This window comes from Actinosynnema mirum DSM 43827 (genome assembly GCF_000023245.1).
Taxonomy (GTDB): domain Bacteria; phylum Actinomycetota; class Actinomycetes; order Mycobacteriales; family Pseudonocardiaceae; genus Actinosynnema; species Actinosynnema mirum.
Genome location: NC_013093.1, coordinates 5,958,996 through 5,970,453 on the forward strand (window position 1 = coordinate 5,958,996; position 11,458 = coordinate 5,970,453).

An 11,458-nucleotide genomic window follows, 5' to 3' on the forward strand; every position below is an offset into this window, starting at 1 on the left:
GCCCCCACGTTAGACGTCGGCGAGCAGCGCCACCGGGTTCTCGACCAGGTCCGCTACGTACCGCAGGAACCCGCCCGCCACCCCGCCGTCGCACACCCGGTGGTCGAAGCTGAGCGTCAGCTGGGCCACCTTGCGCAGCGCCAGCTGCCCCTCGTGCGCCCACGGGCGGTCGGCGATGCGGCCGATGCCCAGGATCGCGACCTCCGGGTGGTTGATGATCGCGGCCGAGCCGTCCACGCCGAACACGCCGTAGTTGTTGAGGGTGAACGTCCCGCCGGTCAGGTCGGCCGCCGTCAGCTCGCCGTCGCGGGCGGACGCGGTCAGGTCGCGCAGCCGCCCGGTCAGCTCGGTCGCGGTCAGCGCGTGCGCGCCCCGCACCACCGGGACCACCAGGCCACGGTCGGTCTGCGCGGCGAAGCCGAGGTTCACCTCGTCCAGCAGCACGACCTCGTCGCCCTCGACGCGCGAGTTCAGCTCGGGGAAGCGGCGCAGGCCGAGCGCGGTGAACCTGGCCAGCAGGCCCAGCAGCGACACCGCAGGCAGCGCGGCGCGCGCCTCCACGAGCCCGGTGGCGTCCACGTCGACCCACACCGTCGCCTCGGGGATCTCCCTGCGGGAGGTGGCGAACTTGCGCGCCGCGACACCCCGGACCCCGGTCAGCGGAATGCGCTTGCCCTGCCCTGGGGACGCGGCTGCGGGCTCGGTCCACGGGCCGGGCGCGCGGGCCGGGCGGGGCGCGCGGGCGGCGATCTCCCGCTCCACGTCGGCGCGGCGGATCACCCCGCCGGGACCGCTGCCCTCGACGGTCTCCAGCGCCACACCGCTGTCACGGGCCAACCTCCGCACCAGCGGGGAGATCACGGCGGGCGCGAGCTTGGCCGGTCCGGCCGCGGCAGCGGGCTCATCCGCGACGGGAGCGTGCGCCACGCGGCGACGACGGCGGTTCTGCTGCGAGGTCCCGTAACCGACGAGCACGTTCCCGCTGTACTCCGCCGAATCAGCCTGCGCCGAATGAGCCTGCGCCGAATCGCCCTGCGCCGCACCGGGTTCCGCGGCTGCGGCCTCCGCCGCGACCGGTTCCCCTCGCGCCGCGGCGCCTCCCGCCCCGTCACCGGCGACGCTCAGCAGCACCGACCCCACCGCCAACCGCTGCCCCGGCTCGCCGTGCCGCGCGGTCACCACGCCCCCGTACGGGCAGGGCACCTCCACCACGGCCTTGGCGGTCTCCACCTCCACCACGGGCTGGTCCACCACGACCGGGTCGCCGACCGCGACCAGCCAGGACACGATCTCCCCGTCCGTGAGCCCCTCGCCCAGGTCCGGCAGCCGGAAGTCAGGCACCGCGCACCTCCACCCGGTCGTCCCACTGCAGCGCGCCGATGGTGTCCAGGATGCGGTCCACGCCGGGCAGGTGGTGCTCCTCCAGCATCGGCGGCGGGTACGGGATGTCGAAGCCGGTCACCCGCAGCACCGGCGCGTGCAGGTGGTGGAAGCACCGCTCGGTCACCCGCGCCACGACCTCCGCGCCGTACCCGCCGAACCCGGACGCCTCGTGCACCACCACGGCCCGCCCGGTGCGGCGCACCGACGCGCACACCGTCTCGTCGTCGAACGGCGCCAGCGTGCGCAGGTCGACGACCTCCACGTCCCAGCCCTCGGCGCGGGCGGCCTCGGCGGTCTCCAGCGCGGTCAGCACCATCGGACCGTACGCGATCAGGGTCACGTCCCGGCCGGGCCGCCGCACGAGCGCCCGGTCGAACGCCGGTCCGCCCGCCGCCAGCCCGCCCTTGGACCAGTAGCGGCGCTTGGGCTCCAGGAACACCACCGGGTCCGGGCTGTCGATCGCGTCGCGCAGCAGCCGGTACGCGTCGTCGGGCGTGCCCGGCGTGACCACGCGCAGCCCCGGCGTGTGCGTGTAGTACGCCTCGGACGAGTCGCAGTGGTGCTCGACGCCGCCGATGCCGCCGCCGTACGGGATGCGCACCACCACGGGCAGCGACAGCGCGCCCGCCGTGCGGTTGCGCAACTTGGCCAGGTGGCTGGTGATCTGCTCGAACGCCGGGTAGGCGAACGCGTCGAACTGCATCTCCACCACCGGCCGCAGCCCGTTCATGGCCATGCCGATGGCGGTGCCGAGGATGCCCGCCTCGGCGAGCGGGGTGTCGAACACGCGGCGCTCGCCGAACCGCTCGGCCAGCCCGTCGGTCACCCGGAACACCCCGCCCAGCGGCCCGACGTCCTCGCCGAACACCAGCACGCGCTCGTCGGCGGACAGCGCGTCGGCCAGCGCCCGGTTGAGCGCGGCGGCCATCGACACCTCGCCGGTCGGCAGCCCGCCGTCCGCTGCCCCTCGTGCCGGAACCCCTTGCGCCGCAACGACCTCGGTCATGCCCGTCCCCCGTCCAGGTCGTCGGCGCCCGAGTGCTCGGCGTCCAGTTCGCGCGCCAGCATCGCGGCCTGCTCGCGCAGCTGCGCGGTCGGCTCGGCGTACACGTGCCGGAACAGGTCCGCCGGGTCCACGCGCGCGTCCGCGTTCAGCTCGGCCCGCAGCGCCGCCGCGAACTCCTCCGCCTCGGCGTCCACCGAGTCTCGGCGCGCCGGGTCGAGCAGCCCGCGCGAGGCCAGGTGCGAGGCGAGCCGGTCGACGGGGTCGCGGGCCAGCCAGTGCGCGACCTCGGCGGAGTCCCGGTAGCGGGACGCGTCGTCGGCGTTGGTGTGCGCCTCGATGCGGTAGGTAAGCGCTTCCACGAGCACCGGCTCACCGGACGCCAGCGCCTCCGACACCACCGCGTGGACCGCCGCCGCGTCGTTGCCGTCCACCAGGACCGACCGGATGCCGTACCCGATCCCCTTGTGCGCCAACGTGGGCGCGGCGGTCTGCTTGCTCAGCGGCACGCTGATCGCGTAGCCGTTGTTCTGCACCAGGAACACCACCGGCGCCTTCCACACCCCGGCGAAGTTCAGCGCCTCGTGCGTGTCGCCCTCGCTGGTCGCGCCGTCGCCGAGCAGCACCAGCGCGGCGGTGTCCTCGCCCTTGTAGCGGGCGGCGTGCGCGAAGCCGACGGCGTGCGGGGTGTTGGTCGCCAGCGGCGTGCACTGCGGTCCGACGCGGTGCTCGCGCGGGTCGTAGCCGAGGTGCCAGTCGCCGCGCAGCAGGGTCAGCGCGCCCGCGGCGGGCACACCCCTGGTGACCAGGGCGACGCTGTCGCGGTAGGTGGGGAACAGCCAGTCGCGCTCGCGCATCGCCAGGACCGCGCCGACCTGGCACGCCTCCTGGCCGCGCGAGGACGGGTAGACGGCGAGGCGGCCCTGGCGGGTGAGCGCGGTGGCCTGGGTGTCGAAGCGGCGGCCGACGACCATGCGGCGGTGCAGCTCCAGCAGCACCTCGTCGTCGGGCATCCGAAGCGGTGAGCCCTCGACCGCGGACCCGTCGGGACGCAGCAGCGCCAGCGGTTCCTCGGTGGGGAGCAGGGTCCGGTCCGGTGTGGCTGTGGCCATTCGGCACCTCCTGCGCGACGGCGGCGGGGATGCCGGGAATGGTCCAGGTCACACCGATCGGGCGTCCAGCTCGCGGGTCCCGATCTGGACGAACGGCACGGCTCCGGGGTTATGTTCGACCGCATGACGCCCAGCGCTGGACGAACGGCACCGCTCGACGCGACGGACCGCCGGATCGTGGCCGAGCTGCGCGCGGACGGCAGGCTGTCGATGCGGTCGCTGGCCGAGCGGCTGCACATCTCGCGGGCGAGCGCGTACTCGCGGGTGGAGCGGCTGCACCGGGACGGGGTGATCACCGGGTACGCGGCGGTGGTCGACCCGGAGCGGTGCGGGATGGGGATCTCCGCGTACGTGTACCTGAAGATCAGCCAGCACTCGTGGAAGGCGGTGCGGCGGCGGGTGCTGGAGATCCCCGAGGTGTGGCAGGGGTCGCTGGTGTCCGGGGACTACGACCTGGTGCTGCTGGTGCGCACGCCGGACGCGCAGAGCCTGCGGGACCTGGTGCTGAACCGGTTGCAGACGATGCCGGACGTGACGTCCAGCCACACCGTGCTGATCCTGGACGAGCTGCCGTCGCCGGGGCGCGAACCGGAGCTGTGAGCCGGGCCCCGTCCCGCGTCGCCGCGCCGGAGGGCCGGAGGGCACCACCTGTCGGAGGGACTTCCCGCGCCGAGACCGGGCGCCGTGCCGGGAACCGCGCCGCAGCGGTGCAGGGTTGCTGCGGTCCGGTTCCTCGTCACGGCGCCGATCGGTCCCCGCGCGGTCGGGGCGCGCCCCGCACCGCGCAGCGGCGCGGGGCCCCACACCCGCTGCGCCGCAGGTCGGCGCCGCGGCTCAGCGGGTGTGGGCTTTCCCCCTGTGGCCCTTCCCCCGCCGCAGGGAGGCGGGGGTCGGGCACGGGCTTCCGGTCCCGCCGCAGGGTGGCGGGACCGGGACGGGCGCTACCAGCCGAAGTTCTGCGTCCAGTAGATCCCGTACGAGCCGCCCTTGGCCATGCCGACGCCGAGCGTCTTCAGGCCGCAGTTGAGGATGTTGGCCCGGTGGCCCTCCGAGTCCATCCAGCTCTTCATGACGTCCTCGGGCGTGCGCTGCCCGGCGGCGATGTTCTCCGCGCCCGGCGAGGGGTGACCGGCGGCCTTGATCCGGTCGACGAAGCTGCGCCCGTCCTTGGACACGTGCGAGAAGTAGTTCTGCGCGGCCATGTCGGCGCTGTGCGCCCTGGCCGCCTTGCCGAGCCGCGCGTCCGCGGTGACGGCCGGGCAGTTGTTGGCCTTGCGCTGCTCGTTGGTCAGCGCGATGACCTTCTCCTCCGCGACGTCCACGTCCGACTTCTGCGGCGCGGGGGCCTGCGTCGTCTTCGGCGGCTGCGCGGGGGTCTCCTGCTTGGGGGGCTGCGCGGGGGTGGCCGGCGGCGCGACAGGGGGTTGCGTCGTCGTCGTGGTCGCGGGGGCCTCGGAGGAGGACGGCGCCGGGGTGGAGGGGGTCGTCTGGGTCGTGGTCGTCGCGTCGGCTGCCCCGCTCGCGGACGACGGGGAGGCGGGGTCGGAGGCGGCCGTGGTGCTGGTCGCCGCGGGGGCGCCGAAAGCGGCTGCCGCGTTGGCGATGTTCCCCGCGTTGACCGGCCCCGGCGCAGCGGGCCCACCGCAGCCCGCGAGGGCGACGAGGGCCAGAGCGGCTGCGGGCAGTGCGGTCCTGGGACGCGGCACGGTATTCCTCATCTGCTCGGGGACATTGTCGGGCGCGGTGACCGCAGCAGCGCTTGTGCAGGGAAGCGCGCGCGGTCACCGCACCGGCAGGGGGAATCGAAGCGGGCCGGTCGAGTTTGGGAGAACGCTGGCGGCCCGCCGCAATTCCTGTAATCACTCTAACGAGTCAAAACGAATTGTCAACTCGCAATTATTTATGGAAGTTTTAAGGTTGCTATCAGGAAGCGGAAAGGCGCGATCGGTCAGGCTGACGCGTCCGACAGCCTGCGCATCCGCAGCTGCACCCGCAGGCCGCCCAGCGGCCCCCGGTCGAGCACGAGCTCCCCATCGGCGGACTCGGCGGCCCGGCGGGCGATGTCCAGCCCGAGCCCGGTCGACCCGGCCCCGCTGCTCCCCCGCCTGAGCGCCGCCTCCGGGTCGTCCACGCCGGGGCCGGCGTCCTCGATGACGATGACCACGCGGTCGCGCTGGTGGAACAGCGCCACGACGAACCCGGTGCCCTCGGGGGTGTGCCGGAAGATGTTGCCGAGCAGCACGTCCATGGCGGCGGCCAGGTCGCTGCGGTTGATCGGCACGAACGCGGTGCGCTCGGTGCCGCGCAGGTTCCACAGCCGCTGCTGGTCGTCGGCCAGCGCGGACCAGAACACCAACCGGTCGTGCACCACGCGGGCGGCGTCGCAGCGCTTGCCGTCCGGGTCGTCCAGCTCCCTGCGGGCGGCCCTGATCAGCTCGTTGACCTCGCGCTCCAGCGCGTGCACGGCCTGCCTGACCCGGTTCGCGCCGGGGTCCGGACCGAGCGTCTCGGAGTCCAGGCGCAGCGCGGTGAGCGGGGTGCGCAGCCGGTGCGAGAGGTCGGCGAGGATCTCCCGCTCGCTGGTCACGAGCTTGCCGATGCGGTCGGCCATGCGGTTGAACGCGCCACCGGCGGCCACCAGCTCGGGCGGTCCGGACGGCTCGACGCGGGCCTCCAGGTCGCCCTGGCCCATGCGTCTGGCGCCGTCGGCGAGCTCGCGGGAGGCCTTGACCACGCGCGCGCCCAAGCGGTCCGCGACCAGCACCGACCCGAGCACGAGGGTGACCGCGACGCCGAACAGCGCCAGCCACGCCTGGCCGACGCCCTGGCTGAGCTGCGCCTCCGGCACGAACGCCTCGACGACGGCGACCCCGTCGGCCAGCACCACCGGCTGCAGGTGCACGCGGCCGTCCGGCACGGTCGCGGTGAACGCCCGGCCCTCGCGCTGCGCGGTGCGCAGCTGGCTCGCGGTGGCCTTGACCTCGCCGATCACCCCGCCGGTCGCCATGTGCACCGCGACGTGGCCGTTCACGCTGGTCAGGGCCTGCTCGACCATGACCGGGTCGGCGGTGATGGCGAGCACCGGGGTGAGCGCCACGGCCTGCCGCTCGGCGTCGGCGAGCGCCTTGTCCTCGGCGAGCTGGCGCACGACCAGGCCGAGCGGGATGAGGAAGGCCAGCGCGACCATCGAGGTGACGGCGAGCGCGACGACGGCCAGCGACCGCCTCACCCTACGGCCGTGAGCTTGAAGCCGACGCCGCGCACGGTGTGCAGGTAGCGGGGCTGCGCGGCGCGCTCGCCGAGCTTGCGGCGCAGCCACGACAGGTGCACGTCGAGCGTCTGGTCGTCGTGCCTGCCGGGCAGGTTCCACAGGTTCGCCAGCAGCTCGGCGCGCGGCACCACCTTGCCCTCGCGGGCGGCGAGGTAGGCGAGCAGGTCGAACTCCTTGCGGGTGAGGTTGAGCTCGCGGCCGGACAGCCGCGCCTCGCGCCGGTCCAGGTCGATCAGCAGGTGCGGGCCCACGCGCATCGGGCCGGGTTCGGGCGCGGCCTTGCGGGTGCGCCGCAGCACCGCCGAGAGCCGGGCGGCCAGGTGCTCGCTGGAGAACGGTTTGACCAGGTAGTCGTCGGCGCCCGCGTTGAGCAGGCGGACGATCTCGGCCTCGTCGTCGCGGGCGGTGGCGACGATGACGGGCGTGTCGCACACCCCGCGCATCATCTTGAGGGCGTCGCCGCCGTCCATGTCGGGGAGGCCGAGGTCCAGCACCACGAGGTCGAAGTCGTGGTCGGCGATCTCGCGCAGCGCTTCGAGGGCGGCGCCGACGGCCAGCACGGCGTGGCCCATACCGGTCAGCGCGCGGGTGACCGCCGAGCGCACCACCGGGTCGTCCTCCACCAACAACACCGAAACCATGCGCGAACGGTAACGCGTGCCCGTGCACATTCTGCAACCTACCCGTATCACCCGTCCGTGAGCGGCCGGACGATCATTGCCCGATCGGGCGAAAGGGAGGTCGGACGGGTGCAGTCCCACCCCTGTGCCGCACCCCCGTCAATGCCTGGTTGAACAGGAGTGATCCGTTTCCCGAAGAACGGGATAATCCGATTGTCGGACACGTGGGAAAGCGACTCCGGGCGCGAGGGCGGGCACTGCGGGCTCCCGGCGCCCGCGCGCGGCCGTGACGGGCGGTCAGGCGGCGGCGGGCACGACCACGCGGGGTGACCGATCGGTGTCCCGCAGCGTTGGGGCCACCAACGAACCCCTAACCGCGGCCAACCCGAACCCCTAACCCTAACGGGTGGCTAGACTCCCGAACCGTGCTCCAGAGGGAGCCCCTTACGGGAGGACGCGCCGTGATCCGGGGCTTGCAGTACTTCGCGGTGTGGACGCTGACCACCGCGGCGGCGATCGGGGTGTCGTGGCTCGGCATCCGCTTCGTCCTGGACGCCGGCGCGCCCGAGCGGCCGAGGGTGGTCGCCGGGCCGACCGGTGAGACGACGCTCGCGGAGCCGACCCCTACGTCCACGTCGCCGAGCGCGGTCCCGTCCTCGTCCACCTCCCCGGAGCCGAGCACCCCGGCGGCCACGCCCACCACGACCACCACCGCCCCGGCGCAGGAGCCGCCCGCGCAGCAGACCACCTCCCAGCCGCCCGCGCCGTCGGAGGAGGGCGCGTGGGTCGAGCGGGACGGGAAGCAGGTGTTCATCAAGAGCTTCCGCCTGCAGGGCGGGGTGGCCACGGTGAGCTTCGCCGAGCGCGACATCCAGCCGGTGTCCGCGACCCCGAGGCAGGGCTACGCGGCGGTCGTGGAGCAGCCCGCCGACGCGGTGGTCGTGGTGTTCACCGGCAACGGGCACACCTCCAAGCTGGAGGCGATGTGGGTGGGCAAGCCGCAGTGGCGGATCATCGAGAGCGACTAGGGGCCGCAGGCGCGGACGCCGGGTCGCCACCGAGGTCGTCCGCCGACGTGGTGAGCGCGCAGGTCGCGCCTGCGGGGTGGCGCCCGGCCGGGGCGCCCCTCGCCGGGACCCGACCCGCGTCGCGGCTCACCGAGCCCTGGGCGGGAGCGCCGTCCGGCACGGCGGGTCAAGCCCTGGCGCGCGGCGCGGGATCGTCTGGGGCGCAGGGGTTCCGGTCGCCTCGGCGCTGCCGGACGGCCTGGACCCGGCAGCCGCCGCACCGCTGCTGTGCGCCGGGATCACGGTGCGGGACCCGCTGCGCGCGCGGCCGGGGTCGGCCCCGGCAGCCGCGTCGCCGTGGCCGGGCCCGACTGCCTCGGGCACCTCGCGGTCAAGCTCGCCGTCGCGCTCGGCGCGGAGGTCACCGGTTGGCGCGCGGCCACGTGCGCGCGCAGCAGCGGGAGCCGGGCGTGGCGGGCGTCGCCGGGGCGCACCGTGCCGTCCCCGTGGTCGTGGTGCCCGTCGATCTCGGCCGGCTCGGTGCCGCAGCGCTCGCACACCCGCGCGCCCAACCACACCAGCGCCGCCCACCGGGCCGCCGTGGGCGGGCGGTCGGTGCAGGCGCTCTCGTTCTCGATGCCCACGGACTCGCGGTTCTGGCCGGTGCGGTGCGCGCCCTCGACCATCCGGTCGCCCGCGTCCAGCGCCTCGGAGCGGTCGCGGGTGTTGTCGGTCGCGGTGCCGCCCAGCAGCAGGCGCCTGGTCAGAACAGCCACCGGTGCGCCTCCCGCGCGCGTCGGGCGTAGAGCGGGCGGTCGTGCTCCACGCCGTAGCGGAGCATCTCCAGGGCGCTGCGCCGGGCGTGGAAGACCGCGCGCTCGCGCAGCGGCTCGGGGATCAGCGGCAGCACGGCGGGACCGAGGTCGCGGTGCAGCAGGCCGAGGTCGGAGGCCGGGTCGCAGCGGGCCGCGTCGGTCCAGTCGACCACCCCGGTGACCGCGGTGTCCACGTCGACCAGGACGTGCTCGGCCCCCAGGTCGTTGTGCGCGAAGGCCAGCTCGTCGGGCGGGGGCGGCGGCGGGGTGGCCAGGAAGCGCTCGACGGCCGGGTCGCGCAGGCCGAGCGCGGCGTGGTCGTCGGCGGCCCCGGCCAGCAGCGCGGGCAGGTCGGGCGGGTCCTCGGGGGCGGGCAGGTCCCAGGTCCGCACCAGCGCGACGAAGTCGACCAGGCGGCGGGCCAGGTCGAGGGTGGTCGCGGCGTCCAGCGGCAGCACGTCCAGCAGGGCGCGGCCGGGGAGCAGGCGGTAGGCCATCCAGGGGCCGTCGACGGCGAGCGGGACGGGCGTCGGGAGCGGTGAGCGGGCGGCCACCTCGGCGAGCAGGCGGGCCTCGTCGGACTGGTCGCCGTCGTGGCGGCGGCGGACCACGAACTCCCCGTCCACCAGGTGCGCGGTGTTGTCGAGCCCGGAGCCGAGCGGGACGACCCGGCGCGGCCCGGCGCGTCCGGGCAGGTGGGCGTCGGCGAACCCGCGCAAGTCCGGCACGGGGGCATCCTGGTCTCCTGAGTCAGGAATTCTGTTCAGATATCCGGCGAGGCGTTCGAGGATCTGGTCTGCGGTTCTGGTCCAAACGTAGGGCTTCGGGTTGCTGTTCCAGGCGGCGATCCAGTCGCGAATGTCGGTCTCCAGCGCCTGAACCGAGGTGTGGACGCCTCGTCGGAGTCGTTTCGTGGTCAGTTCGGCGAACCAGCGCTCGACCAGGTTCAGCCACGAGGAGCCGGTCGGGGTGAAGTGCAGGTGGAACCTGGGATGGGAGACCAGCCACCGTTTGACCGCCGGGGTCTTGTGGGTGGCGTAGTTGTCGCAGACCAGATGGACCTCAAGCCCCGCAGGCACTTCCTTGTCCAGTGTGGACAGAAAGGCTTTGAACTCCTCCGTGCGGTGGCGGCGATTGAGCGAGCCGATCACCTTCCCGGTGGCCACGTCGAGCGCGGCGAACAGGGTGGTGGTCCCGTTCCTGACGTAGTCGGCGGTCTGCCGTTCGGGGACTGCGGGCATCATGGGCAGCACCGGCTGGGACCGGTCAAGCGCCTGGATCTGTGACTTCTCGTCGACGCAGAACACCAGGGCGCGCTCGGGCGGGTCGAGGTAGAGGCCGACCACGTCGTACACCTTGTCCACGAAATACGGGTCGGTGGACAGCTTGAACGTCTCGACACGGTGCGGTTGCAGGCCGAACGCGCGCCAGATCCGGGACACCGTCGACTGCGACAGGCCGGTCCGCTCGGCCATCGACCGGGTGGACCAGTGGGTCGCGTTGTCCGGCCTGCGCTCCAGCGTCGCGGCGACCAGCTCGGCGACCTGCCCGTCATCGATCCTGCGCGGACCGCCCGACCGGGGCATGTCGCCCAAACCCGCGATCCGGTACCGCAGGAACCGGGCCCGCCACCGGCCCACCGCGTGCGGCGTGGAACCCAACCGGGCGGCCACGTCCTTGTTCGTCGCGCCCTCCGCGCACGCCAGCACGATCCGACACCGCAACGCCCACGCCTGCGGCGTCGACCGACGCCGCACCCAGCCCTCCAACGCCGCCCGCTCGTCCTGGCCCAACACCAACTCGGCCTTCGGTCGCCCTGTGCGCGCCATCAACCCAGCCTACATCTGAACAGAATTCCTGACTCAGGACACTAGGTCCGCCCTGCGTCGACCGGGTGAGACCCGCCCGGATCGAGGTGTGAGTCCGCACCGGGGCGGGTAACCGGCGCGCACTTGCGCCGCACGCGCCCCTCGGAGGCCCGCGATGACCCATCCCCAGACGACCGCGCTCACCGCCTTCGTCGACCGCGCGCAGCGGCCGTTGTGGCTGGGCCTGGCCGCGCTGTTCGCCCTGGTCGGGGCGGTGAACGTGGCGGTGGCGCTGAACGAGTCGGCGTGGTGGCAGGCCGCCGTGGCGGTCCTGCTGCTGGGCGCGTCCTTCGCCTGCGCGCGGTCGGGGCTCAGAACCCGAGCCTGATCCGCCCGCCTGCCCCCCGGCGCCTGCCCCCTGCGCCTGCCCCCTGCCGCC

At 74.1% G+C, this 11,458-nt stretch carries 11 protein-coding genes and 1 pseudogene; 3 read left to right on the plus strand and 9 right to left on the minus strand.

Annotated elements, in window-relative coordinates; all coding sequences use genetic code 11:
• Nucleotides 1-9 precede the first annotated feature (9 nt).
• From AMIR_RS24820 to AMIR_RS24830, 3 genes are all read right to left on the minus strand, one after another.
• Complete coding sequence (locus AMIR_RS24820; RefSeq protein ID WP_015803711.1) at nt 10-1,341, minus strand: dihydrolipoamide acetyltransferase family protein; 1,332 nt, start codon at nt 1,339-1,341, stop codon at nt 10-12.
• Nucleotides 1,334-2,311, minus strand: a complete 978-nt coding sequence (locus AMIR_RS24825) for an alpha-ketoacid dehydrogenase subunit beta (protein ID WP_015803712.1) — start codon at nt 2,309-2,311, stop codon at nt 1,334-1,336. The genes AMIR_RS24820 and AMIR_RS24825 overlap by 8 nt, the downstream gene beginning before the upstream one ends.
• A 74-nt stretch (nt 2,312-2,385) precedes the next feature.
• Entirely contained in the window at nt 2,386-3,498 is a 1,113-nt protein-coding gene (locus tag AMIR_RS24830; RefSeq protein ID WP_015803713.1) for a thiamine pyrophosphate-dependent dehydrogenase E1 component subunit alpha, read from the minus strand.
• A 123-nt stretch (nt 3,499-3,621) separates the two neighbouring features.
• Here AMIR_RS24830 and AMIR_RS24835 point away from each other — a divergent pair, with 123 nt between their 5' ends.
• On the plus strand, nt 3,622-4,098 hold the full coding sequence (locus AMIR_RS24835; RefSeq protein WP_041838314.1) for an Lrp/AsnC family transcriptional regulator: 477 nt from the start codon (nt 3,622-3,624) through the stop codon (nt 4,096-4,098).
• Nucleotides 4,099-4,439: 341 nt separating this feature from the next.
• Here the strand turns inward: AMIR_RS24835 and AMIR_RS24840 are convergent, their stop codons facing one another.
• The 3 genes from AMIR_RS24840 to AMIR_RS24850 all read right to left on the minus strand — a co-directional run bounded on the left by AMIR_RS24840 (nt 4,440) and on the right by AMIR_RS24850 (nt 7,410).
• Nucleotides 4,440-5,204, minus strand: coding sequence for a CAP domain-containing protein (locus AMIR_RS24840; RefSeq protein ID WP_015803715.1), 765 nt, complete (start codon nt 5,202-5,204; stop codon nt 4,440-4,442).
• Between the two features lie 242 nt (nt 5,205-5,446).
• Nucleotides 5,447-6,727, minus strand: coding sequence for a HAMP domain-containing sensor histidine kinase (locus AMIR_RS24845; RefSeq protein WP_015803716.1), 1,281 nt, complete (start codon nt 6,725-6,727; stop codon nt 5,447-5,449).
• Complete coding sequence (locus AMIR_RS24850; protein WP_118947478.1) at nt 6,724-7,410, minus strand: response regulator transcription factor; 687 nt, start codon at nt 7,408-7,410, stop codon at nt 6,724-6,726. Before AMIR_RS24850 ends, AMIR_RS24845 begins: the two co-directional genes overlap by 4 nt.
• A gap of 440 nt (nt 7,411-7,850) precedes the next feature.
• Here AMIR_RS24850 and AMIR_RS24855 point away from each other — a divergent pair, with 440 nt between their 5' ends.
• On the plus strand, nt 7,851-8,417 hold the full coding sequence (locus AMIR_RS24855; protein ID WP_015803718.1) for a hypothetical protein: 567 nt from the start codon (nt 7,851-7,853) through the stop codon (nt 8,415-8,417).
• Between the two features lie 278 nt (nt 8,418-8,695).
• On the opposite strand, the gene AMIR_RS43315 is transcribed toward AMIR_RS24855, so the two are convergent.
• The 3 genes and pseudogenes from AMIR_RS43315 to AMIR_RS42305 form a co-directional block, all read right to left on the minus strand.
• On the minus strand, nt 8,696-9,172 hold the full coding sequence (locus tag AMIR_RS43315) for a peptidoglycan recognition protein family protein (protein ID WP_015803719.1): 477 nt from the start codon (nt 9,170-9,172) through the stop codon (nt 8,696-8,698).
• A complete protein-coding gene (locus AMIR_RS42300; protein WP_118947480.1) occupies nt 9,160-9,939 on the minus strand; it encodes a phosphotransferase family protein in 780 nt (259 codons plus the stop codon). The genes AMIR_RS43315 and AMIR_RS42300 overlap by 13 nt, the downstream gene beginning before the upstream one ends.
• Before the next feature lie 30 nt (nt 9,940-9,969).
• Nucleotides 9,970-11,040, minus strand: a pseudogene (locus AMIR_RS42305) (IS630 family transposase); the annotation flags it as partial.
• A 154-nt stretch (nt 11,041-11,194) separates the two neighbouring features.
• Here AMIR_RS42305 and AMIR_RS24870 point away from each other — a divergent pair.
• The gene (locus AMIR_RS24870; protein WP_015803721.1) at nt 11,195-11,407 is read left to right on the plus strand and encodes a hypothetical protein; all 213 of its coding nucleotides are present in this window, start codon (nt 11,195-11,197) and stop codon (nt 11,405-11,407) included.
• Nucleotides 11,408-11,458: the final 51 nt, after the last annotated feature.